The following is a 22,731-nucleotide window of genomic DNA, read 5'->3' on the forward strand; positions in this document are numbered from 1 at the left end:
AGACTTTGAGCCTGGTCGCGAGCAAAGGCCGGAGACCAGTACTTACCCTAGGTCAAACTCTTGGGTACTCTACTTACCGTAAGTCAGCTCGCTGAAGGGGTCACCACACCATGTATGAACGCACGAAAGTGTCCTTCCAGTCGTCCGGCACCCCCTGCGCGGGGTATCTCTACCTGCCGACCGGCCGTTCCGGGCGACTCCCCTGCGTCGTGCTCTGCCACGGCTTCAGCGGCACCATGGACCGCCTGTACGGCTACGCCGAGCGCTTCGCCGCCGAGGGCATCGCGGCACTGGTCTTCGACTACCGCACCTTCGGCGAGAGCAGCGGCGAACCACGGCAACTCGCCGCCATCAAGGGCCAGCACGACGACCTGCGCGCCGCCGTCGCCTTCGCCCGGGGCCACGAACGCGTCGACCCCCGCCAGATCGCGCTGTGGGGCAACTCGCTCGGCGGCGCGCACGTCGTGTCCGTGGCCGCCGACGACCCCGCGATCGTCGCCGTGGTCTCGCAGATCCCGTACAACGGCTTCCCGAAGCGGGTCGAAGGGCGCAGCACCGGCCAGACCCTCCGCGTCCTGGCCGCCATCCTCTGGGACACCATCCGCGGCAAACTGGGCCTCCGGCCGTACTACATCCCGATGGTGGGCCGTCCCGGCGAACTCGCCGTCACCACCACCCTTGAGGCCGATCAGCACATCCGCACCCTGACCGGCGACGGCCAGACCATGTGGCGCAACAGCGTCGCGCCCAGGGCCTTCATCCCCATGATGCGCTACCGCCCGGCCGAGGACGCCGCCCGCCTCACCCAGCCGCTCCTCGTCTGCATCGCCGCCACCGACCGGGAGACCCCCGGCGAGTCGACCCGCGCGCTGGCGAACAGCGCTCCCAAGGGCGAGCTGCGTGAGTACCCGGGCACCCACTTCAGCTTCTACACCGACCCCGCCATCCGCGACCAGGTCGCCGCCGACCAGATCACGTTCCTCCGCCGTTACCTGCCGTCAACGGCCCCGGCGGCGTGAACAAGGCGCGGCCGATGAGTTTTCCGTGCCCACGGTGTCTACCTAGATGACAAGGATGAAGACGCGAGAACTGGAGCACCCCGTGGTCATCGTCGCAGGGCACATCATCGTCGAACCTCGGCAGCGCGAGTCCTACCTCGCGGATTGCGTGGACGTCGTTCGGCAGGCTCGCGGGGCGGCGGGATGCCTCGACTTCGCCATCACCGCGGACCTGCTCGACTCCGGCCGCGTCAACATCTTCGAGCGCTGGGAGTCGCAGGCGGCCGTCGACGGTTTTCGCGGCAGCGGTCCCGGCGACGACCAGGGCGCGGCGATGCTCTCGGCATCGGTGGCCGAGTACGACATCGCCGACGTACGCTCGTTGACCGGCGAAGACCACACATGAGGCCGTGGCACCGCCGCGAAAGGCAGCGGATATCTCGCGAGAAACCACGAGCGACACGCCAGTAGTGAGTATTTTGACAATGGCCAGGTGAGGAGAGATCGGCATGTCCCATGATGAGGCACGACGTGTCTTCCAGGCGGTCGACACCTTTGAACCCGGAGAGTTCGTACGATTACTGTCCGACGACGTCAGGATGGTGTTCGGCAACTCCGAGCCCATGGTCGGGCACGCGGCCGTCACCGACGGGCTGCGGGCTTTCTACGCCACCATCGCCGGCCTCGCACACAAGATCGTCAGAACGTGGCGGGCCGGCGGCGACACCGTCGCCGAGACCGAGGTGACCTACCGGCGGCTCGACGGCACGTACGTCAGCGTCGCGGCCGTGTCGATCTGGCACACCCGCGACGACGGCCTGATCGCGGACTACCGCATCTTCGTCGACCTGGCGCCGGTCTATTCCGGCTAACGCCGTATAACCCCGTCGCAGAACAGTGAAAGATTCTGTCCCCCTGGTTGAAGCGCCGCTTTAAAGCCGCGAAAACCCAGGGCCCGGCAATGGTCTTACCGATCGGGCACGGCGATCCTGTCTTGGGCAACACCGGTGGTCGCCGTGCCACAGGACCGATGCCGGCCCTCCGCACGTCACCGCCGCCCGCTTAAAGGGTCATCCCTATCCGGCTTTTAAGGCCGAGCGCGCGAGAATGGCCTCTGTTGACAGTGCGATGAGCCGTCATGTATCTCTTGACCCTGGCGCCCGCATTCTCATTATGAAAGTCGCGGGACAAAGCAAATTAGAAATGAACTCCCTCAAAAGGGGTAAGATGAGTTCGCGGGAATTTGCATTAGCCGGCGGGGTGATCTCGGACCGCTCCGGCGCTTACGTCATCGCGGAGATCGGGCACAATCACGAAGGCGACCTCGAAAAGGCGGAGCGACTCGTACTGAGCGCCGCCGTCAAGGGCGCGAGCGCCGCCAAGCTGCAGAAGCGCGACAACAGGACACTGTTCACCAAGGCGATGTACGCGCAGCCCTACGAAGGGCGCAACAGCTTCGGCCCCACCTACGGAGAACACCGCGAGGCCCTGGAATTCGGCAGGACGGAGTACACGCACCTCGCGCAGGTGGCCAAGGAAGCGGGGATCGACTTCTTCTCCACCGCTTTCGACTTCCCGAGCGTCGACTTCCTGATGGAGTTCGACCCTCCGGCCATCAAAATCGCCTCCGCCGACCTCACCAACACCCCGCTGCTCGGCTACGCGGCCAAGACCGGCAAACCACTGATCGTCAGCACGGGCGGCGGCACCCAAGACGAGGTACGGCGAGCCGTCGACACCGTCCTTCCGGTCAACCCGAACCTGGCCCTGCTGCAGTGCACGGCCGTCTACCCCGCCGGTCCAGCGGACCTGAACCTGTCGGTGATCACCCGCTACCGCGAGGACTACCCGGACGTCGTGGTCGGCTTCTCCGGCCACGACCTGGGCGTCGAGGCGAGCCTGGTCGCCTTCACACTGGGCGCGCGGGTCATCGAGAAGCACTTCACGCTCGACCAGAGCCGCCCCGGCAGCGACCACCACTTCTCGCTGACCCCGCCGCAGCTCGGCACGCTGACCGCCGCGCTGGACACGACGCGGCAGATGCTGGGCTCCCCGGAGAAGTCCTGCTCCGCGCGGGAGCTGGCGGCGGTGCGCAAGCTGGGCAAGAAGCTGGTCGCCGCCCACGACCTGCCGGCGGGGCATCTGCTGACCGAGTGCGACGTCGCCTGCAAATCTCCCGGCGACGGGCTCAAGCCGTACCAGATGGACCAGCTTCTGGGCAGGCGCGTGGCGGTTGCGGTGCGCGAGGACGAGGCATTCGCGATGGAGCTGCTCGCCGCCGGCCCACCCACCGCCAACGGATAGGTCCACGGAATGGCCACGACAGAAAAAGTCCCTTCCCTCTTCTCGCACCAGGCCTTCCGGCGGGTGTTCATGGCCGCGGCGGCCAGCCTGGTCGGCGTCGAGATCGCCTTCGTCGCGCTGCCGCTGGTCGCCATCTCGGCGCTGAACGCCTCCCCCGGCCAGGTCGCGGTGATCGGCGTGCTGGACACGATGGCGTTCCTGCTGATCGGGCTTCCGGCGGGCGCGTGGCTGGATCGGACCCGGCGGCGCTGGGTGATGGTCGTCGCCGACCTGGGCCGCGCCCTGCTCATGGCCTCGATCCCCGTCGCCTGGCTGATGGGCGTCCTGACGATCTGGCAGTTGTTCGCGGTGGCGCTGCTCACCGGGGTGGGGCGGGTCTTCTTCGACGTGGCCAGCCTGAGCTACCTGCCGACGGCCGTCGGCAGGGAACGCCTGGTCCAGGCCAACTCCTACCTGCAGTCCTGGGACGCCGGCGCGACCGTGGCGGGACCGAGCCTGGGCGGCTTCCTGGTCCAGGTGGCCGCCGCGCCCATCGCGATCGCGGTCACCGCGACGACCTATCTGTGGTCGGCGCTGTGCCTGTTCGGCATCCGGGTCAAGGAGCCGGAGCCGGAACGCCGGGCGGACCGGCACCTGGCGCGCGAGGTCGGCGAGGGCGTCTCCTTCGTGCTGCGCCATCGGCTCCTGCGGCCGATCGCGCTGCAGGGCGCGGTCACCAACCTGTTCCTCATGGTGGGCATCATCTCGATCCCGCTGGTGTTCACCCGCCTGCTCCACCTGAACGCCGGCGACATCGGCATCTTCTTCACCTTCGGCGGCGTGGGCATCCTGATCGGCTCGTCGATGGCCAGGCGGGTGGCCGACCGCATCGGCTACGGTCCGTCGCTGTGGCTGGCCGGGCTGGCCGGCGCGCCTCTGTGCCTGCTGGTGCCGCTGGTCCAGCGGGGGGTCTGGCAGTGGGTCACCTACGTGTGCTGGCTCGCGGTCACCTTGAGGATCGGCATGAACAACGTGGTCCTGGTCAGTTTCCGCCAGCGCATCACCCCCGACCGGCTGCTGGGCCGGATGAACGCCACCATGCGCTTCCTCATGACCGGCTCCCTGGCTCTCGGCGCGGGTGTCGCCGGCCTGGTCGGCCAGTTCGCCGGGGTGCGCGCCGCGCTGTGGGTGTCGGTCATCGGCCTGACGGTGGCCTGGCTGCCGGTCTACTTCTCGCCGCTGCGGTGGATGCGCGAGCTTCCGTCGGAAGAGGAAGGTTCAGATGTTCGCTCCGATGACTGAGCGCTACCTGGGTGAGGTGTCCGCGGGCAACCGGGCACTTCTGGAGGCGAAGGAGGCGGCGCCGTTCGGCCCGGCCTTCCTCGCCGCCCACGGCGGCGACCTCACGCTGCCGCGCCCGCTGTTCGTGGACGCCGAGCCCACCCGCGCGCTCGCCGCCGACCTGCACGCTCTCTACGAGCTGGTCTTCCAGCTGCCCGCGCGGCTGTTCGATGGCGACTTCGACGCCTACCTGAAGGAACTGGGCCTGGAGCCGGCCAAGCACGCCGTCCTGCGCCGCTACCGCGCCACCCCTCTGCTGTACGGCAGGGCCGACGTCTACCACGACGGCGACTCCTACAAGGCACTGGAGTTCAACGTCGGCAGCTCCCTGGGCGGCATCGACCGATCGGCGGTCGAGGCGGGCTTGATGCGCGTACCGGCGTTCCGTGACTTCGCCGAGCGCCACGGCCTGTCCTACGTGAACGCGGCCCGGCGGCTGGCCGAGGAGTGGCGTAAGGCGGCGGCCCCGATCACCGGCGGCGCCGACCCCGTGGTGGCGTTCCTGGAGTGCGACGGCGGGCTGGAGGTGTACCTGCCGATGGTGGAGTCGCTGCGCGAGGCGATGGCGGGGCAGGGCATCGAGATGCTGCTCGGCGAGATCGGCCAGGTCACCGAGCGCGACGGCCGCCTGTGGCTGCGCGGTCGCCGGATCGACCTCGTGCTCCGGTACTACACCGAGAACGAGATCGTCTCCGGCGAGGCCCCGATGGAGGCGGTCGAACGTGTCGAGCGCCTCCACGAGGAGGGCCGGGTGGTGCTGTGGGCGACGCTGGACAGCGCGCTCTACCACAGCAAGGGCTGCCTGGCGATGCTCTCCGACGAGCGGTGGCGCGCGGCGTTCACCGCCGAGGAGATCGCGCTGGTCGACCGGGTGCTGCCGCTGACCCGCACGCTCAGCACGTCCCACTCGGTGATCGAGGGCGAGCAGGTCGACCTCGTGGACTACTGCCGCGAGCACCGCGACGAGCTGATACTCAAGCCGCGCGCGAATTTCAGCAGCACCGGCATCGTGGTCGGCTGGGAGAGCGGCGAACGCGACTGGCACGAGGCGCTCGACGACGGCAGGACCACCGGCGCCATCGTCCAGCGCCGCGTACGCCCGAAGCCGTTCGAGGTCATGGATCCGGAGACGAACCAGGTGTCGCGCTGGGTGGGCGTGCTGGGGCCGTTCGTCATGCCCGGCGGGCGCTATTCCGGCTGCTACGCCAGGGCGATGCCCGAGGGCGCCAGCATCGTCAGGGGGCTGGGAGCAGGACCGTCCACGGGGGTCTTCCTGGTCGAAGGAGCAGCGTTATGACCGACCACGTGACCGAGATCTACATCGAGCGCTGCGAGGCGGGCCGCAGCGAACTGGCCAAGGCGATGAGCGACATCCGGCTGACGGAGAAGTTCGCCGCCTCCTGCGCGCACCGGCTGCTGCCGCGTCCGTTCTTCATGGAGCGCGAGCGCATCCTGGGCTTCGCCGCCGACCTGACGCGGCTGTTCGACGTGCTGGTCTCGCTGCCCGAGCGGCTGCACGCCGGCGACGTGGCCGCCTTCTGCGCCGCGCTCGGCTTCGACGCGCGCAGCTCGGCCTTGCTGGCCAAATTCCCGGAACGCCCCACCCTGTACGGCAGAGCCGACCTCTACCACGACGGAGACTCCTTCCGCCTGCTGGAGTTCAACTTCGGCAGCGCCCTCGGCGGCGCCGACCGGGCCCAGATCTCCGCGGCGCTCCTGGAGGTGCCGGCGTTCCGTTCGTTCGCCGTCGAGCACGCGCTGGACTTCGTGCACACCGGCGAGCGCGTGGCCGCGGCCCTGCGCGCCGCGGCGGCCCCGGTCACCGGCTCGCGCGATCCGGTCGTCGGCTTCGTGGAGGCGGACGGAGAGCTGGGGACGTACCTGAACCTGGTCGAGTCGTTCACCGAGGCGCTGACCGGGCTCGGCATCGAGGTGGTGCTGGGCGAGCTGAGCCAGACGGCCTACGACGGCTCCGCCCTGACCGTGGGCGGGCGTCGGGTGGATCTGGTGCTGCGCTACTTCAACATCGGCGAGATCATGGCGGCGTCCGGTGGCGAGCGGGCAGTGGAGCCGGTGCTGCGGGCGCACGCCGACGGCGCGGCGGTCCTGTTCACGACGCTGGCCAGCGAGATCTACAACAACAAGGGCTGCCTGGCGCTGCTGTCCGATGCCCGCTGCCGCGCGACCCTGACCGCCGAGGAACTGGAGCTGGTGGACCGGGTGCTCCCCTGGACCAGGCGCCTGGTGCCCGGCGAGCTACCGGAGCAGTGCCTGGACCAGCAGGACGACCTGATCATCAAGCCGTGGGCCGACTTCGGCGGCAGCGGCATCGTCGCGGGCTGGGACGTGCCCGCCGGCGCCTGGCGCGCCGCCGTCGAGCAGGGGGTCGCCACCGGCGCGGTGGTCCAGCGCCGGGTACGGCCCCGCCCAGAACCGGTGGTCAACCCCGACACCGGCGAACTGGAGCTGTGGGCGGCGGCCTGGGACGCCTTCCTCACCCCGGACGGCTACGCGGGCTCGCACATCAGGGCGCTGCCGCACGCGGAGGCGCCGATCATCGGCATGGGCGTCACCCCGGCGACCAGGACCACCGGCATCTTCCTCTACTGAAAGGTGTCCCCTTTCCGCCGGGCCGTTCGTGGTGTGGGTGTATCAGCCATTACCGCGAGGAGAGCTCTCATGGAAGCCCGGTTCGACTACGCCGCCAACCCGATCGGCGCCAAGGCCGCGAAGTACTTCGTCTCGGCGAGCAGGGCGGTGGCCGGCTCGTCGCTGCCGGCCACCACGCTGGAGCTGGTGCAGCTGCGCGTCAGCCAGATCAACGGCTGCGCCGTCTGCATCGACCAGCACACCAAGGACGCCGCGCACGCGGGTGAATCCTCGGTGCGCCTGAACCTGGTCGCGGCCTGGCGGGAGGCGACGGTCTTCACCGACGCCGAGCGGGCCGCCCTGGAACTGGCCGAGCAGGGCACCCGCGTCGCCGACGCGGCCGTCGGCGTCACCGACGAGGCATGGGCGAACGCCGCCAAGCACCACGACGAGGACCAGCTCGCCGCCCTGGTTTCGGCCATCGCCGTCATGAACGCCTGGAACCGCATGAACATCATCACCCAGCAGCCCGCGGGCGGCTACCAGCCCGGCCAGTGGGGGTGAACGGCCCCGCCGGGCCATACATCGTCGGCGCACAGCGGATGTATTAACTGCGGCGCGCACTCTGTTCTCACACGGACAACAACCGAGGAGCACAGATGAACCGTTCCGTCGTACGCGCGCACCGCTACTCCGTAGCCGAGTCCGACCTCGAGGAGTTCCTGGCCCGGCGTGGCTCGCTGATCGCCACCATCCGAGAGAGCCACCCGGGCCTCACCCACGCGGTCCTGGTCAGGCTGGAGGACGGCTCCTACACCGACACCTGGCACTGGGAGAGCGCCGGGCAGATGGGCGCCGCCTTCGCCGATCTGCCCACGTTCCCCGAGGCCCCGCTGACCATGGCACTGACCCAGGACGCCACCGCCCAGAACGGCCAGGTCATCGACGAGTCCTGACCGGCGGGCGATACGTTTCAAGTCCAGTTTCACGAAGGAGATCTGCCATGAGCACCTATGAGGGATTCTCGGCCGAGGAGCGGGCCGCGATGAAGGACCACGCCACGGAGATGAAGAAGGCGGCGCGCCGCGGCACGAAGGCCGACAAGGCCGCCGAGGCCCTGCGGGACGTGCTGGAGAAGATCGCCGAGATGCCGGAGGACGACCGGATTCTGGGCGAGCGCGTCCACGCCGTCGTCACCGCCGCCGCCCCGTCCCTCGCGCCCAAGCTCTGGTACGGCCAGCCCGCGTACGCCCTGGACGGCAAGCTCATCTGCTTCTTCCAGGGCAGGGCGAAGTTCAAGACCCGCTACGCGACGCTCGGGTTCAGCGACGACGCGAAGCTGGACGACGGCCCGATGTGGGCGACCTCCTTCGGCCTGCTCGAGATGACGCCAGAGGTCGAGGCCCGGATCACCGCGCTGGTGAAGCAGGCCGTCGGCTGAGGCCGGTATCCTCGGGAGCTCCCCCGCTCCCGGATTGGTGATCTTGCCGCGTCTCTCCCCGCCCGCCGAAGCGCCGGTCGTCTCGGGCCGTCGCGTGATCGCGGCCGTGGTGTGCGTGCAGCTGGCCGCCTCTCTCGGCTACTACGCGGTGATGGCCCACCTGGTCACGCACCTGCGCGACGACGTCGGCCTGCTCGCGGGCACGATCGCGCTGGTGCTGGGCCTGCGGGTGGCGATGCAGTACGCGCTGTTCCTGCCCTTCGGCTGGCTGGTCGACCGGATCGGTCCCGGCCTGGCGGGGGCGGCGGCGTGCGTGCTCAGGGTCGCCGCGTTCGGGCTGCTGGGGCTGGCCGACACGCTGAGCGGGTTCGTGGCCGGCGCCTTACTGCTCGCGATCGGCGGGGCGCTGTTCCATCCCGCGGCGCAGACGCTGCTGGCCAGGCTGCCCGACGGGGTGCGGCCCAAGGGCTTCGGCACGTACGTGGTGACGGGCCAGATCGCCGCGGTCGCCGGGCCGCCGGCCGGGCTGGTGCTGCTGGCGGGCGGGTTCGTGCTCGTGGCGAGCGTCTCGGCCGCCGCGTGGGCGGTGGCGGCGGTGTTGTTCTGGATGCTGCGCCGCGTGGGCGGCCCCGACGGGCGCTCCGAGGGCCTCATGCTCGCGCGGGGGGTGGCCGAGGTCGTGCGCGACCGGCCGTTCCTTCGCTTCGCCGTCGTCACCTCGCCGGGCACGCTGCTGGTCAGCCAGGCCGTGTCCGTGGTACCGCTGAGCGTCGGCCACTCCGGCCTGATCACCCTCTTCTTCTGTACGGTCGCCGTCGCGACGGCAGGCGTCCAGCCGTTCGTGGCCAGGCGGGCGGAACGGCCCTGGGTGATGCGCGGCGGCCTGCTCTTCCTGGGCGGCGGCTACCTGGTCCTGGCCGCCTACCCGGCGCTGCCGGGGTGGGAGGTGGCGGTGCTGGTGGCGGCGGCCGTACTGAGCGGGCTGGGCAACGGCCTGACCACGCCGGCCGCCTTCCAGACGATCGTCGGCCGCGCGCCAGCGGGGCGGATCGGGGTCTACAACGGCCTGTACGCCTTCGTGTCCGGGCTGGCGGCCTTCGCGGGCGGGCTGGTCATCGGGCCGTTGTTCGACGCGGGGGCCGTGGCGGCGGCGCTGATCGGGCTGGCCGCGCTGGCGGCGGTGTCGGCCGCCGCCCATCGCTAGGGCGCCGGCGGGCGGGCGGCCACCTCGGCGTCGTAGCGGCGGCGGTTGCCGTTGATCTCGTGCCGGTGCGTCCTGGCCCAGTCGCCGAGGCGGACGACGGAGTCCAGCAGCGTCGTGCCGAGTTCGGTGAGCGCGTAGTCCACGCGGGGCGGGACGCTGGGGTGGACGTGGCGCGACAGCAGGCCGTCGCGTTCGAGCTGCCGCAGGGTCCGGGTGAGCATGCGCTGGGAGATGCCGGTGACGGCGCGGTGCAGTTCGCCGAAGCGCAGGGTGCGGTCCTGGAGCTGCCCGATGACCATGATGCTCCACTTGTCGCCGATCAGCGCGAGAATCTGGAGCACCTCCCGGCACGCCTCCAGATCCGGCTCGTCGAGGGGCGGGGAGAGTACGCCGCGGGTCGCCAACACTTACCTCCGTGTGCGTCACCGACACAGATGTGCCGTCTTGTTCCCCACATTAGTAACAGGCCATGCTGCTACGAACAAAGAGTAAGGGAGCAGGTCATGGCAGAGACGCTGGTCGTCGTGGGTGCGGGTCCGGGGCTGGGAATGGGGGTCGCCCGTGCGTTCGGGCGCGCGGGCTTCCGGGTCGGGCTGATCGCGCGTACCCCGGAGAAACTGGACGCGCTGGTCGCGGAACTCACCGGCCTGGGCATCGGCGCGGCCGCCTTCCCCGCCGACATCCGCGACCGGGACGCCCTCGCCGCCGCGCTGGCCGCGGCGAAGGAGCGGCTGGGGGCGATCGACGTCCTCGAGTACGGCCCCAGCCCCACCGGGCCGATCACCAACGCCGTTCAGACCACGGTGGAGTCGGCGACGGCGCAGTTCGAGCTGAACCTGCTCGGCGCCGTGCACGCGGTGGGCCAGGTGCTGCCGGACATGCGGGCCCGCGGCGACGGCGCGGTCCTGCTGACCACCGGCGTCTCTTCGACGGTTCCCGCGCCGTTCCTGGCCAACGTGGGCGCGGCGATGGCCGGACTGCGCAACTGGGCGCACTCCCTGCACGCCGAACTCGAGCCCGAGGGCGTCTACGTGGGGACGGTGACCATAGCCACCGGGATCGCCCCCGGCGGCGGCGAGGGCGACCCCGACGCCATCGGCGCCCGCTACCTGCGCATGTACCGGCAGCGTGACCAGGTGGAGGAGGTCATCGGCGACGTGGAAGCCTTCCGCGCCCTCGTCGCCCGGCACTAGCGACGGACGTGAACCACGGGTAGATCGTGCTGAGGCCGAGGCCGACGGTCACCTCCGGCCGCCCGCGCCACCGGCGCCGTCGGTGGCCGGGCGTCGGTGGCCGGGCAGGCGCGGGCGGGCGTCGGCGGGCAGGCGTCAGGGCCGCCACATGGGCCAGAATCTGGCTCCGTCCGGCAGGACGATCGGGCGGCGCTCGACGTAGCCGTGCCTGGCGTACAGGCGGCTGCTTTCCGGGCTGGCGGACTCCAGGTAGGCGGGCAGGCCGTTCAGGGTGGCGTGGTGGTGGTCCATCAGGGCGCTGCCCAGGCCGCGGTTCTGGTGGTCCGGGTGCACGGCCAGGAACAGCAGGTGGTGGTGGGGCGCGTGAGGATGGTGCTCCTCCAGGAGCTCGTCCACGATCTGGAAGCGCTCCCGATGCTCTCCCACCGCCTCCGCCAGACGCCCGTCGTAGTCGTCCGGCGCGGGCAGAGGCGCCTCGCGGTGGAACCAGACGGCGGCGCCCAGCAGGCCGGACTCATCGGCGACGAGGTCGATGTGACCGTTCTTGAGCGCGTCCTCGACGAGGATGGCGGCCCAGGCGGACATGACCGGTGCGCGCCGTTCCGGGTCGGAGATCATGTACGCCACAACCCCCAGACCGGCGAAGGCGGTGCCGACCAGGGCAGCCACCTGGTCGACGTCGGTGTAGTCGGCCCGGTGAACGACGCGGGACTCGGACACGGGTGTGCTCCTTCGGGGTGGCGGATCAGGACGCGACGGCCTTGGCGCCCTGGCCGATCTGGAGGTAGATGCCGGGGCGGTGGCGTTGCAGGACGAAGGCCCAGATCAGGCCGAGTACGGCGGCGATGCCGTACAGGCTGGGCAGGATGACCGCGATCGGCTCGCCCTCGGGCACGCCGAGCAGGGTGGAGAAGTTGGTGACGGCCAGCCCGAGCATGACCACCAGGATGACGGCGGCGGCCACCGGGGCGATGAGGGCGTGGGTGCGGGGTTCGGTGTGGGGGTTGCGGGCGAAGTAGATCGGCACGGAGATCGCGGTCACGGTGAGCAGCACCAGGATGCCGAAGCCGCCCAAGGTGCCGCCGAAGTAGAACAGCTGGACCATCGGGTCGAGTCCGAGGACGGCGTAGACGACGATGACCAGCAGGCCGAGGCAGCTCTGGGCGATGGATCCGGTCTTGGGGGCGCCGGTGCGGGCGGTGGTGCGGCCGAACACCTCGGGCAGCACGCGTTCGCGGCCGAGCGCGAACAGGTAGCGGGCGCTGGTGTTGTGGAAGGAGAGCATGGCGGCGAAGGTGCTGGTGATGAAGAGGACCCGGCCGATGGTGGCGACCACGTCGCCCATGTGGTCGGCGGCGAGGATGAAGATGGTCTCCGCGCTGTCGCGGCGGGCGACGGCGGCGATGTTGGCGGGACCGATGGCCACCTGCATGACCCAGGACGACAGCGCGTACACACCGGCGATCACGGCGACGGACAGGTAGGTGGCGGCGGGGATGGTGCGGCGCGGGTCGCGCGACTCCTCGGAGAACACGACGGCGGCCTCGAACCCGACGAACCCCAGGATGGCGATGACCAGCAGCGCCCCGATCCCGGGCGAGAACAACGCGGCCGGTGACAGCGCCTCCCAGGCCAGCGACGCCCCGGCGGGGTTGAGCAGGTCGGCCAGGTCGAAGAGGAGGATGATCGCGATCTCGGCGGTCAGCAGGACGGCCAGCACGCGGCCGTTGAGGTCGACGCGGGACAGGCCGAGCACCGCGACCAGCGCCCAGGCCACCACGGCGATGATCCACCAGGGCAGGGTGATGCCGAGCCAGGCGGCCAGCAGCGGGACGGAGGCGGCGCCGAACACACCGTACAGGGCGACCTGGATGGAGTTGTAGGCCAGCAGCGCGCCCCAGGCGGCGGCTACTCCGGCGGGACGGCCCAGGCCGTGGGTGACATAGGTGTAGAAGGCCCCGGCGTTGGCCATGTAGCGGGCCATCGCCACGTACCCGACGGCGAACAGCGCGAGGACCGCGCCGACCACGAGGAACGCGATCGGCAGGCCGGTGATCCCGGTGACGGCGTAGCCGGTGGTCACCACTCCGGCGATGACGCTGAGCGGCCCGGCTGCCGACAGGACGAAGAACGCGACGGCGGGCACGCCGAGGCGGTTGGCGGCCAGCGCGGCGGTGATCCGGTCGCCCGGGGGGTGGCGATGCTGCGTGGTCACGGGGGGTCCTTTCCAGGGGAGTCAGAGGCGGCGGGTGCGGTAGGTGAGGACGGCGTTGCCGACGGCGGCGCGTACCTGGCGGGCCAGGACGGTCAGCGGCGCGGGCAGGGCGCGCAGGACGGTCGCCAGATAGGCCTCGCCGGTCCGGCGCATGGCGGGGTCGTTCAGCAGCACGGGGGTCAGGCCGCACGCGTCGACCAGCGCGAGGAGCATCATGTCCTGGTCGGGGACGGGACGGTGCGCGACCAGGCAGCCCCGCAGCCGCTCCGGGGGCCAGGCGGCCCGGCCGAAGACGGCGCGGGAGGCGTAGCGGTAGCGGCACTGGCGGTTCTTGAGCAGGCGGGGCTGTTCGCGGACGAGCAGCCCGTCGCCGATGAGCCGGTCGGCGACCATGGTGGTGGCCTGGCTCTCCATGTAGGCCAGCCAGGTGGGGATCGAGGTGTGCTGCGGGTGCGCGACCAGTTCGGCCAGCACGCTGGCGGCCAGGGGGTCCTGGACGGCGCCCCGGCCGACGACGACGAGCTGTTCTTCGCGTACGGCCAGCCGTCCGGCGAACACCAGCTCGCCCAGCAGGGCTCCGGCCAGCGCCAGGGCGATGCCGTGCGGGTGCAGGCGGGGTTGCCCGGAAATGGTGACGTCCCAGGCTACGAGGAACAGATCGTCAGCCAGGGGAAGGACGGGTCGGGATGTCATGGGGATCGGAGGGGGACGAATCGGTCAGGCTGCTCCCTCGGGCGCGCGGGTGCGGGCTGTGGGGTGACGAGGGGTGCCAACGACGGTGCGATCCATTCCGGGCCTCCTGTCGGGATTTGCCGGCACGCAAATCCGCACTTTTCCAACCCGGCTGATCATGGTGAATACACCCACAGGGCGTCAAGCATCACTTGACTCTTCACAAGTATCGGCATGAACATAAATCACGATATGTCTCTCCGTTAGCGCAGATGGCGCTTAACGTGGGGTTCTATGCCGGGCTCGCAGCTTATGAGGCCACTATGAGTGTGATGGGCAATTTCGCCATGTCAAATGTGACTTGCCCTCATTTCAGCCGAGCCGCCAGGCCGTCCAGGACACATGCGAGCCCGTCCTCGAACTCCCGCTCCCGGGCTTCCCGCTGGTCCTGGCCGCGCTGGTCCGCGTACAGGGCGGCGAGCCTGGGGTAGGCCCTGACGGCCTCTTCGGCCGCGGGCCACAGGCGTTCGGCCCATTCCTGCTCGTTCTGGCCGCGGCGGGCCAGCCTCGTCAGCCACGCGGCCTCGCTGGCCGCCCGCCCGATGATGTAGGCCATGACCGTGTTCAGCGCCCGGTCGGCGGCCTTCAGGGAGAAGCCGCCCGCCTCGAACACCGCGAGCGTGCCCTCCGACATGCGCAGCACGTTCGGTCCCAGGTAGGCCACTCCGGCCTCGCCGAGCACGGATCCGATCCAGGGATGGCGCAGCAGTCCCGCCCGGACGTTCCGGGCGAACCCCACGACGTCCGCCCGCCAGTCCTCCCCCGGCGCCGGCGGCTCGATCTCGCCGTAGACCTCGTCCACGACCAGTTCGAGCAGTTCCTCCTTGCTGGCCACGTGCGTGTACATGGAGGTGGCCCCCGCATTGAGCCGGGTGCCGAGCTTGCGCATGCTCAGGGCGTCGATGCCCTCGGCGTCCAGCAGGTCCAGCGCGGCGGCGACGATCTGCTCGCGGCTCAGCGCCGGCTGCTCCCGCCGCTGGGGTCGCGGACGGGTCCACACCGACAGTTCCTTCTCGCCGGACATGCCTTCTCCTCGCCTCGCGCACTCCCTTCCGCACAGTGTACGGCTTGCGCACACCAATCGCTCTCCGTACAGTGTGCGGAGCCCGAACACTGTACGGAGGTAGTCATGGCATCCCCCTTCCCCACTGACCGGTGGCAGGCCAGGCTCGACGAGCTGCGCGCCGCCCACCACGTGCCCGGAGCCACGCTGGCGGTGCTGACCGGCGGCACCGTCCACGAGCTGGCCAGCGGGCTGCTGCACCGCGGCACCGGCGTGCGCGCCACACCCGACTCGGTGTTCCTGGCCGGTTCGCTGGCCAAGGTGTACACCGCCACCCTCGTGACGCAGCTGGCCGCCGAAGGTGAGCTGGACCTGGACGCGCCCGTGGCCGGCGTGCTGCCCGAGTTCGGCACCCCCGACCCGGACGCCACCGCGACGATCACGATCAGGCAGTTGCTCTCGCACACCGGCGGCATGACCAACGACTTCATGTACGACTCGGGACGGGGCGACGACTGCCTGGCCAAGTACGTCCGGGCGTTGCGCGAGGTGCCGCTCGACTGCCCGCCCGGCATGGTGCTGTCCTATGGCAGCTCCGGCTACGTGGTGCTGGGCCGGCTGGTCGAGGTGCTGACCGGCCGGACCTGGGACCAGGCGCTGAGGGAGCGGGTGTTCGAGCCGCTGGGCCTGGAGCACTCGATGACGCTGCCGGAGGAGGCGCTGCGCTTCCGCACCGCGATGGGCCACATGGGCGAGCCCGGCCGGGAGCCAGAACCGGCGCCGATCTGGGACATGATGCCGCGCTCGGCGGGGCCGTACGGGAGGGTGATCGTCTCGGCGGGGGACGTCGTGCGCTTCGCCAAGATGCACCTGGACGGCGGGCTCGCCCCCGGCGGGGCCCGCGTGCTGCCCGCCGACGCGGTCGCCGCGATGCGGCGGCGCGAGGCCGACAGCCTGGACAAGTGGAGCGTCTCGGCCGACGGCTGGGGCCTCGGCTGGACCCTGCACGACTGGAACGGGGTCCCCGGCTTCGGCCATGACGGCAGCGCCGTCTCCCAGTTCTCCTTCCTGCGCGTGCTGCCCGGCGCGGGCGTGGCCGTCGCGCTGCTGGCCAACGGCGGTGCGGCCGGCCGCCTGTACGCCGACCTGGTCCGGGAACTGCTCGGCGAACTGGCCGGGGTGCACATGCCGCCGTCCTTCGCCCCGCCGGCGAACCCGCCGGAGGTGGACCTGACGCCGCTGGCCGGGACGTACCCGCGGGCCGGGGTCGTCACGACCATCAGCCGGGGCGCGGACGGCGGCGGGCGCCTGCGCTACGAGTTCGTCGATGAGATGCGGCACTTCTCCCCGCCGCTGGAGGCCGATCTGGTGCCGGTGTCGCGGACGGCGACCGCCACGGTGTTCGCCGCGGCGGGCATGCCGGTCGGGGAGGAGTTCTGGCCGGTGGTCTGCGCCACGCTGCCGGACGGCAGGCGGTACGTGCAGGTCGGCATGCGCGTCGCCGTCAAAGCGCCTTAGTTCGGCTTGGGCATCTGCTGGGTCGCGCAGTGGATGCCGCCGCCGCCCTCGCCGAGGGTGTCGACGGGCACCTGGACCACCTCGCGCCCGGGATAGAGGTCACGGACGATGGCGGCGGCGTCCTTGTCGGCCTTCTTGTCGCCGAAGCGGGGCAGGATGACGCCGTCGTTGACCACGTAGTAGTTGACGTACGTGGCGAGGAAGCCCTCGCCGCGGCGGCCGATGTCGACCGGCTCGGGCAGCTCGACGAGCTCCAGCCGCCTGCCGCGCGCGTCGACGGCCGTGTCGAGCACCTTGCGCGCCTGGTCGTAGGCGCCGGTCCAGACGTCCTGGGGAGCGTCGTCCGGCGGGGTGCTGATCACCACGACGCCGGGCTCGGAGAACCGGGCCAGGGCGTCGATGTGGTAGTCGGTGATGTCCTTGCCCTTGACGCCCTTCACCCAGATGAAGGTGGTCGCGCCGACGGTCCGCGTCAGCGCGCTTTCGATGTCGGCCCGGCTCTTGCCGGGGTTGCGGTTGTCGTTGATCAGTGAGCTCTCCGTGGCCATCAGCGTGCCCGCGCCGTCGACCTCGATCGAGCCGCCCTCCCCGACGATCGGCGCCTGGATCCTGGTGACGCGCTCCCTGGCCAGGATCTGCCGGGCGACGTCCTTGTCGCGTGAGTGCTTCTGCTTGCGGCCCCAGCCGTTGAAGTTGAAGTCGACGCCGGCGATGTCCTTGCCGCGCAGCACGAAGGTGGGGCCGGTGTCGCGCATCCACAGGTCGTCGACCGGGATCGGCACGACCTCGACCTGTGAACCGCAGGCGTGCTGCGCGGCCTTGACGTCGCCGGGGTTGGCCAGGAGCACCACCGGCTCGAAGGCGGCGATCGCACGGGCGATGCCGGCGATGTCGTCGCGCACGCCCGCGGTGTCGGACTTCCAGATGAGCTCGGTCGGCCACGACATGAACGTCTTCTGGTGCGGATGCGTCTCCTCCGGCATCAGCCATCCGGCGGCCTTCGGTGTGGGCCCCTGTTTCGCCGCCCCGGACCCCGTCACGGACGCGCCGCAGGCGCTCAGCGCGCCCCCCATAGCCGCAAACATCGCTGTTTGTAGCGTCTGACGTCGAGAAATACGCATCACAGTCCCCCTGACTGAAATTTTGGTTAGGACGCAGCCTAGCCGGGCGGCCGGGGTACCGACGCCAGCAGGAGCCGGGTGTAGGCGTGTCGTGGATCGGCCAGCACGGACGCCGTCGTACCGCGTTCGACGACCTCCCCCCGCCGCATGACCACCAGATGGTCGGTGACCTGACTCACCACGCCGAGATCATGGGTGATGAACAGGAACGCGGTGCCGGTCCGCTCACGCAGGTCGGCCAGGAGGTTGAGGATCTGCGCCTGGACGCAGACGTCGAGGGCGGCGACCGCCTCGTCCAGGACGAGGACGGCCGGTTCGACCGCGAGCGCGCGGGCGATGGCCACCCGCTGGCGCTGGCCGCCCGACAGGTGGCGCGGCAGCGCGTCCGCCTCCCGCTCCCCCAGACCCACCTGGTCGAGCAACTCGGCGATCCGCCGCGCGTGGTCGAGGCCGGGGAAGTGCAGCTTCAGGGTCTCCCGCAGCACCGTCCTGGCGCTGAGCCGAGGGTCCAGCGACAGGAACGGGTCCTGGAAGACGATCTGCGCCTCGCGGGCCAGGCGCAGCCGTCCGGCACGGCCGCGCCGCCGGACGGAGCGGTCGTGCCCGCCCACGGTGACGCGTCCGGTGTCGGGGCGCTCCAGGCCGAGGACGATGCGGGCGGTGGTGGTCTTGCCCGACCCCGACTCGCCGACGACGCCGAGCGAGCCGCCTTCGGCCAGCGTGAAGCTGACGTCGCGGACCGCCTGGACGCTTCCGTAGGACTTGGACAGCCCGTCGACTTCAAGCACGCTCTCCCCCTGGGATGCCGTGGTGGCAGGCGACCTGGGCGATCAGCTCGGGTGGATCGGTGCGGCACACGGCCGTCGCCAGCGGGCAGCGCGGGGCGAAGGCGCAGCCGATGAGCTCGGTCCGCGGATCGGGCGGCTGCCCGGGAATGGTGGCCAGCCGTGCCCGCGGCGCCTCCACCCGCGGGGTGGCCGCGAGCAGGGCCGCTGTGTACGGGTGGCGCGGGCGGGAGAACACCGTTCCCGCCGGCCCGCTCTCCGCGATCCGGCCCGCGTACATGACGTGGACACGGTCGGCGATGGCCGCGGCGAGCTCCAGATCGTGGGTGACGAACAACAGCCCGGTCCCGTACCGCCGCCGCACCTCGGCCAGCAGGGCCACGATCTCGGCCTGGGTGGTGACGTCGAGCGCGGTGGTCGGCTCGTCGCACAGCAGCAGCTTCGGATCGCCCATCAGCGCCCCGGCGATCATGACGCGCTGCAGCATGCCGCCCGACAGCTCGTGCGGGTACTGCCGCAGCACCCGTGCTTCCAGACCGACGGCGGCCACCAGCTCGCGGGCGCGATCCCGCGATCCGGGCCGCCCCTCGACCAGGAAGTCGCCGATCCTGCGCAGCGGGTTGATGCCCGCCCGCGGGTCCTGAAAGATCATCGCGACGGTACGGCGGCGCAGCTCCCGAAGCCGGGCAGGGGTCAGCGTGAGCACGTCCTGCCCCGCGACCTCCACGCCGCCCTCGACCTCGGCTCCGTCGGGAAGCAGCCCGAGCACGGCCCGCGAGGTGAGGCTCTTGCCCGAGCCGGACTCCCCGACCAGCGCCACGGTCTCGCCCTCGCCCACGGTCAGCTCGACGCCGTCGAGGACGGGCCGCGGCGTGCCGGGCAACCACATCCGCAGGCCGGTGACGCGCAGCACGCTCATGCCCGCCTCCGTGACACGCGGTCGGCCCAGTGCTCGGCGACGACGTTGAACGCCACCACGGTGAGCACGATCGCCGCGCACGGCAGGATGGCCGACAGGGGGTGGCCCTGGAGCAGGGCGGACTGGCCGTCGTTGATCATCGATCCCCAGGTGGGTGTGAGGGGCGGTACGCCCAGGCCCAGGTAGGACAGGGCGGACAGGTCCAGCAGGGCGTAGCCGAAGTTGACCGAGGACTGGGCGAGCACCACGGGCGCGATGTTGGGGATCAGGTGGCGCGCGCAGATGGACAGGCCGGAGAAGCCCTGCACCCGGTAGGCGGCCAGGTAGGGGCGCCGGCGTTCGGAGAGGGTGAGGTCGCGGGCCAGGCGGCTGACGTACGGCAGGTAGGCCAGGGAGAGGGCGATGACCGGGGCGGCCAGGCCGGTGCCGTACAGGGAGACGAAGACGATCGCCACGAGCAGGGCGGGGAAGGCGAGCAGCAGTTCGGCGGCGCGCGACAGCAGCGTGTCGGGCCAGCCGCCGAACCAGCCGGCGGCGACGCCGACCAGGACTCCCGCGACGGTGGAGAACAGGACGACGGCGATCGGTCCCAGCAGCGAGGTGCTCGCGCCGGCGACGAGCCGGGAGAGGGTGTCGCGGCCGGCGGCGTCGGCGCCGAGCGGGTGGGCCGGGGACGGGCCGGTCAGGGCGGCGCCGAGGTCGGTGGCGTTGGGGTCGTGGGGCGTGAGCAGGGGCGCGGCGATCGCGACGAGGACCATCAGCGCGGCGAAGACAAGACAGGTCAGGTAGAGACCGTGCCGCGAGGCACGCGGGCCGCGCAGGATTGCGCCGGCGGCGGTCATACGGCGTCACTCCGTACGCCGAGCCGGACCCGGGGGTCGACCAGCGGGTAGCACAGGTCGACGATCAGGTTCGTCACCGTGAACAGGGCGACCACCAGCAGCGTGATGGCCTGGACGACGGGGAAGTCCTTGACCTGCACGGAGCTTTCCAGCAGCGCGCCGAGCCCGCCGATGCCGAAGGCGGCCTCGACCAGCACGGTGCTGATGACCAGACCGGACAGGGTCAGGCCGCTGACGGTGGCGACGGGGCCGAGCGCGTTGCGCAGGACGTGCCGGCGGATCACCAGGCGTTCGGGCAGGCCGCGGCTGCGGGCGACGGTGACGTGTTCGAGGGCGAGCTGGTCCTTCATGGCACCGCGCGTGACCCGCGCGAGCCAGCCGGTCCAGTACAGGGCCAGCGCCAGGGACGGCAGCGCCAGGTGGTAGATCATGTCGGGCAGCCCGTCGCCGCTGCCGATCGTCGGGAACCAGCCGAGCTGCACGGAGAACACCCACAGCAGGCCGATGGCGGCGACGAACGACGGGGTGCCGAGCGCGACCGAGGTGCCGACGAGCACCGCCGAGTCGGTGGCGGGCCCGCCCACCGCGGCCAGCCGGCCCAGGCCGATGCCGAAGACCACCACCAGCACGGCGGCCATGGTGATGAGCAGCAGCGTGCTCGGCAGCCGGGCCTCGATCAGCCCGAGCACCGGGCTGCGGTACTGCATCGACCGGCCCAGATCGCCGGTGAGCACGCCGCCCGCCCACTTCAGGTACTGCAGGAGGAACGGGTCGTCCAGGTGGTACTGGGCCCGGATCGCCGCGAGCGCCTCCGGGCTGGCCGCCCGGCCGCCGAGCAGGAAGGTCTCCGGGCGGCCAGGGGCCAGGTGGACCGCGCCGAACACCAGGAACGACGCGGTCACCAGCGTCAGCGCCAGCTCCAGCAGGCGCCGCAGCATGAAGCGGGCGATCATCCGGCCGCGCCCACGTCGGCCGCCCACGGGTAGTACATGTAGGCGATGGAGGTCGGGGCGCCGGTGATGCGCCTGCTGAGGTACAGGGACGTGGGCCATTCGGCGACGGGGATCCAGAGCACCTGCTCGGCCTCCTTCCGCCCCAGCCCGGCGGTCAGCGCCGCCCGCTTGACCGGGTCGTACTCGGCGACGGCCTGGTCGACGAGCGCGTCGTAGGCGGGGTCGGCGTAGCCCATGTAGTTCTCGAAGCCGTCGCTGCGGAAGATCGAGTAGCTGGCCAGCGGGTCGGTGATCGACAGGTAGTAGGTGCAGGGGAACAGGTCGACGGCCGCGCGGGCCTTCGGGTCGGAGAACAGCGCGGTGTAGGCGTCGGGCGCGATGGTCTTGAGCTCGACGTCGAGGCCGATCTCGGTGCCCGCCGCCTGTACGGCCGTGGCCAGCAGCGACACGTCGGTGCCGATGGGGCTGGTCGCCACGGTGATCTTCTTGCCGGTGGCGCCGGCCTGCCGGATGAGTTCCCTGGCCGCGGCCACGTCGCGCTTGGGGCCCGGCGGGGCCGCGCTCTGCTGGGGCCAGGCGTCCCGGGGCGCGGGGGCCGCGGCGATCGAGCCGACGCCCTGCAGGCCCGTCTTGACGAAGCCGTCGCGGTCCAGGGCCAGCGACAGCGCCCGCCGTACGCGGACGTCGCTCAGTGTGCCTTCGAGGTTGGTGAAGGCGAGGTTGACCGTGGTCAGGCTCTTGCCGAAGTAGAGCGTGCCCTTGCCGCCCGCGCGCAGGCCGGCGTAGCTGTCGGGGGCGATGAGGTAGCCGCCGTCGACCTCGCCGGTCAGCATCGCGTTGGTCCTGGCGGCCGGGTCGGTGATGAAGCGGAAGGCGACCTGTCCGGCCTTCGCCTTCTTGCCCCAGTAGCCGGGGAAGCGGTCGAGCGCGATCGACTCGCCCTTGCGCCACGGGCCGAGCCGGTAGGGGCCGGTGCAGTCGACGCCGCCGTCCGGGTTGCCGTAGTCGCGGCCCTTGGCCTGGACCGCGCGCGGGTTGACGACCGTTCCCGCGGAGGTGGCCATCCACTGGTTGAACTGGGAGTCCGGCCGCTTCAGCCGTACGGTCACCTCCATCGGGCCGCTCCTGCCGATCGAGGCGACCCGGTCGAAGGACTTGGCCCAGTAGGAGCCCAGGGCGGCGTCCAGGTGGCGGCGCAGGCTGAAGACGACGTCGTCGGCGGTGACCTCGCCGCCGCCGTGGTACTTCACCCCGGGCCGGATGCGGTAGACGAACGTCTTCGCGTCCGGCTGCTTCACCTCCTCGGCCAGGCCGGGCTCCAGGCCGAGCTGCGGGGTCCAGCGCATCAGGCTCTCGCAGACGTTGGAAAGGATCATGTTCTGCGGGTAGTCGAAGGCGTAGATGTAGTCGAGCGTCGGCGGCTCGGCGTAGATGGACCAGGTGAAGCCGTCGATCTCGCCCTTGGCGGGCGGCGTCGTGGGCGACAGCGTGAAGCTCGTGCCGGCGGTGGAGTGGGGGGTGGCGGCCCCGCCGCAGGCCACCGCCATGAAGGCGAGGGCCGTGAGTGCTGCGATCCGCATGGGCTCTCCCTGAT

24 protein-coding genes are annotated in these 22,731 nt (G+C 71.0%); 13 read left to right on the forward strand and 11 right to left on the reverse strand.

The window, feature by feature from the left end; genetic code table 11:
• Positions 1–110: 110 nt before the first annotated feature.
• The 11 genes from ACIBHY_RS49110 to ACIBHY_RS49160 all read left to right on the forward strand — a co-directional run bounded on the left by ACIBHY_RS49110 (position 111) and on the right by ACIBHY_RS49160 (position 9,856).
• Positions 111–1,019, forward strand: coding sequence for an alpha/beta hydrolase (locus ACIBHY_RS49110; protein WP_397310402.1), 909 nt, complete (start codon positions 111–113; stop codon positions 1,017–1,019).
• 55 nt (positions 1,020–1,074) lie between these two features.
• On the forward strand, positions 1,075–1,404 hold the full coding sequence (locus tag ACIBHY_RS49115; protein WP_397249084.1) for a putative quinol monooxygenase: 330 nt from the start codon (positions 1,075–1,077) through the stop codon (positions 1,402–1,404).
• Between the two features lie 103 nt (positions 1,405–1,507).
• Complete coding sequence (locus ACIBHY_RS49120) at positions 1,508–1,870, forward strand: nuclear transport factor 2 family protein (RefSeq protein WP_397249082.1); 363 nt, start codon at positions 1,508–1,510, stop codon at positions 1,868–1,870.
• A 355-nt stretch (positions 1,871–2,225) separates the two neighbouring features.
• Positions 2,226–3,302 carry an N-acetylneuraminate synthase family protein gene (locus tag ACIBHY_RS49125; RefSeq protein ID WP_397310403.1) on the forward strand — a complete coding sequence of 359 codons (1,077 nt, stop codon included), beginning with the start codon at positions 2,226–2,228 and terminating at the stop codon, positions 3,300–3,302.
• A 9-nt stretch (positions 3,303–3,311) separates the two neighbouring features.
• Complete coding sequence (locus tag ACIBHY_RS49130; protein ID WP_397310404.1) at positions 3,312–4,583, forward strand: MFS transporter; 1,272 nt, start codon at positions 3,312–3,314, stop codon at positions 4,581–4,583.
• Positions 4,576–5,919 carry a hypothetical protein gene (locus tag ACIBHY_RS49135; RefSeq protein ID WP_397310405.1) on the forward strand — a complete coding sequence of 448 codons (1,344 nt, stop codon included), beginning with the start codon at positions 4,576–4,578 and terminating at the stop codon, positions 5,917–5,919. Before ACIBHY_RS49130 ends, ACIBHY_RS49135 begins: the two co-directional genes overlap by 8 nt.
• Positions 5,916–7,232: a hypothetical protein gene (locus ACIBHY_RS49140; RefSeq protein ID WP_397249074.1), complete on the forward strand. Its 1,317-nt coding sequence runs from the start codon at positions 5,916–5,918 to the stop codon at positions 7,230–7,232. The genes ACIBHY_RS49135 and ACIBHY_RS49140 overlap by 4 nt, the downstream gene beginning before the upstream one ends.
• Before the next feature lie 69 nt (positions 7,233–7,301).
• The gene (locus ACIBHY_RS49145) at positions 7,302–7,775 is read left to right on the forward strand and encodes a carboxymuconolactone decarboxylase family protein (RefSeq protein ID WP_397249072.1); all 474 of its coding nucleotides are present in this window, start codon (positions 7,302–7,304) and stop codon (positions 7,773–7,775) included.
• Between the two features lie 95 nt (positions 7,776–7,870).
• Entirely contained in the window at positions 7,871–8,167 is a 297-nt protein-coding gene (locus ACIBHY_RS49150; RefSeq protein ID WP_397249070.1) for a hypothetical protein, read from the forward strand.
• A 47-nt stretch (positions 8,168–8,214) separates the two neighbouring features.
• Positions 8,215–8,652, forward strand: coding sequence for an iron chaperone (locus ACIBHY_RS49155; RefSeq protein ID WP_397249068.1), 438 nt, complete (start codon positions 8,215–8,217; stop codon positions 8,650–8,652).
• 43 nt (positions 8,653–8,695) lie between these two features.
• Positions 8,696–9,856 (forward strand): MFS transporter, encoded by a 1,161-nt coding sequence (locus ACIBHY_RS49160; RefSeq protein WP_397310406.1) that lies wholly within the window; start codon positions 8,696–8,698, stop codon positions 9,854–9,856.
• Here the strand turns inward: ACIBHY_RS49160 and ACIBHY_RS49165 are convergent.
• A complete protein-coding gene (locus tag ACIBHY_RS49165) occupies positions 9,853–10,263 on the reverse strand; it encodes a winged helix-turn-helix transcriptional regulator (protein WP_397249064.1) in 411 nt (136 codons plus the stop codon). The genes ACIBHY_RS49160 and ACIBHY_RS49165 overlap by 4 nt on opposite strands.
• Before the next feature lie 96 nt (positions 10,264–10,359).
• On the opposite strand from ACIBHY_RS49165, the gene ACIBHY_RS49170 reads away from it, so the two are divergent.
• Positions 10,360–11,049, forward strand: coding sequence for an SDR family NAD(P)-dependent oxidoreductase (locus ACIBHY_RS49170; RefSeq protein WP_397249062.1), 690 nt, complete (start codon positions 10,360–10,362; stop codon positions 11,047–11,049).
• 135 nt (positions 11,050–11,184) lie between these two features.
• On the opposite strand, the gene ACIBHY_RS49175 is transcribed toward ACIBHY_RS49170, so the two are convergent.
• The 4 genes from ACIBHY_RS49175 to ACIBHY_RS49190 form a co-directional block, all read right to left on the reverse strand.
• Entirely contained in the window at positions 11,185–11,769 is a 585-nt protein-coding gene (locus tag ACIBHY_RS49175; protein WP_397249060.1) for a GNAT family N-acetyltransferase, read from the reverse strand.
• A 25-nt stretch (positions 11,770–11,794) separates the two neighbouring features.
• On the reverse strand, positions 11,795–13,264 hold the full coding sequence (locus ACIBHY_RS49180) for an APC family permease (RefSeq protein WP_397249058.1): 1,470 nt from the start codon (positions 13,262–13,264) through the stop codon (positions 11,795–11,797).
• 21 nt (positions 13,265–13,285) lie between these two features.
• Entirely contained in the window at positions 13,286–13,957 is a 672-nt protein-coding gene (locus ACIBHY_RS49185) for a GPP34 family phosphoprotein (protein ID WP_397249056.1), read from the reverse strand.
• Positions 13,958–14,303: 346 nt separating this feature from the next.
• Entirely contained in the window at positions 14,304–15,020 is a 717-nt protein-coding gene (locus ACIBHY_RS49190; RefSeq protein WP_397310407.1) for a TetR/AcrR family transcriptional regulator, read from the reverse strand.
• Between the two features lie 105 nt (positions 15,021–15,125).
• On the opposite strand from ACIBHY_RS49190, the gene ACIBHY_RS49195 reads away from it, so the two are divergent.
• Entirely contained in the window at positions 15,126–16,517 is a 1,392-nt protein-coding gene (locus ACIBHY_RS49195; RefSeq protein ID WP_397310408.1) for a serine hydrolase domain-containing protein, read from the forward strand.
• Here ACIBHY_RS49195 and ACIBHY_RS49200 read toward each other — a convergent pair.
• The 6 genes from ACIBHY_RS49200 to ACIBHY_RS49225 all read right to left on the reverse strand — a co-directional run bounded on the left by ACIBHY_RS49200 (position 16,514) and on the right by ACIBHY_RS49225 (position 22,717).
• Positions 16,514–17,590: an agmatine deiminase family protein gene (locus ACIBHY_RS49200; RefSeq protein ID WP_397310409.1), complete on the reverse strand. Its 1,077-nt coding sequence runs from the start codon at positions 17,588–17,590 to the stop codon at positions 16,514–16,516. The two genes, ACIBHY_RS49195 and ACIBHY_RS49200, sit on opposite strands and share 4 nt — an antisense overlap.
• Positions 17,591–17,676: 86 nt before the next feature.
• Entirely contained in the window at positions 17,677–18,426 is a 750-nt protein-coding gene (locus ACIBHY_RS49205; RefSeq protein ID WP_397310410.1) for an ABC transporter ATP-binding protein, read from the reverse strand.
• The gene (locus tag ACIBHY_RS49210) at positions 18,419–19,342 is read right to left on the reverse strand and encodes an ABC transporter ATP-binding protein (protein WP_397310411.1); all 924 of its coding nucleotides are present in this window, start codon (positions 19,340–19,342) and stop codon (positions 18,419–18,421) included. The genes ACIBHY_RS49205 and ACIBHY_RS49210 overlap by 8 nt, the downstream gene beginning before the upstream one ends.
• On the reverse strand, positions 19,339–20,184 hold the full coding sequence (locus tag ACIBHY_RS49215; protein ID WP_397249044.1) for an ABC transporter permease: 846 nt from the start codon (positions 20,182–20,184) through the stop codon (positions 19,339–19,341). Before ACIBHY_RS49215 ends, ACIBHY_RS49210 begins: the two co-directional genes overlap by 4 nt.
• Positions 20,181–21,137 (reverse strand): ABC transporter permease, encoded by a 957-nt coding sequence (locus ACIBHY_RS49220; protein ID WP_397249042.1) that lies wholly within the window; start codon positions 21,135–21,137, stop codon positions 20,181–20,183. Before ACIBHY_RS49220 ends, ACIBHY_RS49215 begins: the two co-directional genes overlap by 4 nt.
• A complete protein-coding gene (locus ACIBHY_RS49225) occupies positions 21,134–22,717 on the reverse strand; it encodes an ABC transporter substrate-binding protein (protein WP_397310412.1) in 1,584 nt (527 codons plus the stop codon). The genes ACIBHY_RS49220 and ACIBHY_RS49225 overlap by 4 nt, the downstream gene beginning before the upstream one ends.
• Positions 22,718–22,731: the final 14 nt, after the last annotated feature.

It is taken from the genome of Nonomuraea sp. NPDC050547 (assembly GCF_044457345.1).
GTDB lineage: Bacteria > Actinomycetota > Actinomycetes > Streptosporangiales > Streptosporangiaceae > Nonomuraea.

What these genes read in the sequence shown, in the direction of transcription:
- ACIBHY_RS49110 (WP_397310402.1), top strand. Translation starts at nt 111, where the DNA reads ATGTATGAACGCACGAAAGTGTCCTTCCAGTCGTCCGGCACCCCCTGC.
- ACIBHY_RS49115 (WP_397249084.1), top strand. Translation starts at nt 1,075, where the DNA reads ATGAAGACGCGAGAACTGGAGCACCCCGTGGTCATCGTCGCAGGGCAC.
- ACIBHY_RS49120 (WP_397249082.1), top strand. Translation starts at nt 1,508, where the DNA reads ATGTCCCATGATGAGGCACGACGTGTCTTCCAGGCGGTCGACACCTTT.
- ACIBHY_RS49125 (WP_397310403.1), top strand. Translation starts at nt 2,226, where the DNA reads ATGAGTTCGCGGGAATTTGCATTAGCCGGCGGGGTGATCTCGGACCGC.
- ACIBHY_RS49130 (WP_397310404.1), top strand. Translation starts at nt 3,312, where the DNA reads ATGGCCACGACAGAAAAAGTCCCTTCCCTCTTCTCGCACCAGGCCTTC.
- ACIBHY_RS49135 (WP_397310405.1), top strand. Translation starts at nt 4,576, where the DNA reads ATGACTGAGCGCTACCTGGGTGAGGTGTCCGCGGGCAACCGGGCACTT.
- ACIBHY_RS49140 (WP_397249074.1), top strand. Translation starts at nt 5,916, where the DNA reads ATGACCGACCACGTGACCGAGATCTACATCGAGCGCTGCGAGGCGGGC.
- ACIBHY_RS49145 (WP_397249072.1), top strand. Translation starts at nt 7,302, where the DNA reads ATGGAAGCCCGGTTCGACTACGCCGCCAACCCGATCGGCGCCAAGGCC.
- ACIBHY_RS49150 (WP_397249070.1), top strand. Translation starts at nt 7,871, where the DNA reads ATGAACCGTTCCGTCGTACGCGCGCACCGCTACTCCGTAGCCGAGTCC.
- ACIBHY_RS49155 (WP_397249068.1), top strand. Translation starts at nt 8,215, where the DNA reads ATGAGCACCTATGAGGGATTCTCGGCCGAGGAGCGGGCCGCGATGAAG.
- ACIBHY_RS49170 (WP_397249062.1), top strand. Translation starts at nt 10,360, where the DNA reads ATGGCAGAGACGCTGGTCGTCGTGGGTGCGGGTCCGGGGCTGGGAATG.
- ACIBHY_RS49185 (WP_397249056.1), bottom strand. Translation starts at nt 13,957, where the DNA reads ATGACATCCCGACCCGTCCTTCCCCTGGCTGACGATCTGTTCCTCGTA.
- ACIBHY_RS49190 (WP_397310407.1), bottom strand. Translation starts at nt 15,020, where the DNA reads ATGTCCGGCGAGAAGGAACTGTCGGTGTGGACCCGTCCGCGACCCCAG.
- ACIBHY_RS49195 (WP_397310408.1), top strand. Translation starts at nt 15,126, where the DNA reads ATGGCATCCCCCTTCCCCACTGACCGGTGGCAGGCCAGGCTCGACGAG.
- ACIBHY_RS49200 (WP_397310409.1), bottom strand. Translation starts at nt 17,590, where the DNA reads ATGGGGGGCGCGCTGAGCGCCTGCGGCGCGTCCGTGACGGGGTCCGGG.
- ACIBHY_RS49210 (WP_397310411.1), bottom strand. Translation starts at nt 19,342, where the DNA reads ATGAGCGTGCTGCGCGTCACCGGCCTGCGGATGTGGTTGCCCGGCACG.
- ACIBHY_RS49215 (WP_397249044.1), bottom strand. Translation starts at nt 20,184, where the DNA reads ATGACCGCCGCCGGCGCAATCCTGCGCGGCCCGCGTGCCTCGCGGCAC.
- ACIBHY_RS49220 (WP_397249042.1), bottom strand. Translation starts at nt 21,137, where the DNA reads ATGATCGCCCGCTTCATGCTGCGGCGCCTGCTGGAGCTGGCGCTGACG.
- ACIBHY_RS49225 (WP_397310412.1), bottom strand. Translation starts at nt 22,717, where the DNA reads ATGCGGATCGCAGCACTCACGGCCCTCGCCTTCATGGCGGTGGCCTGC.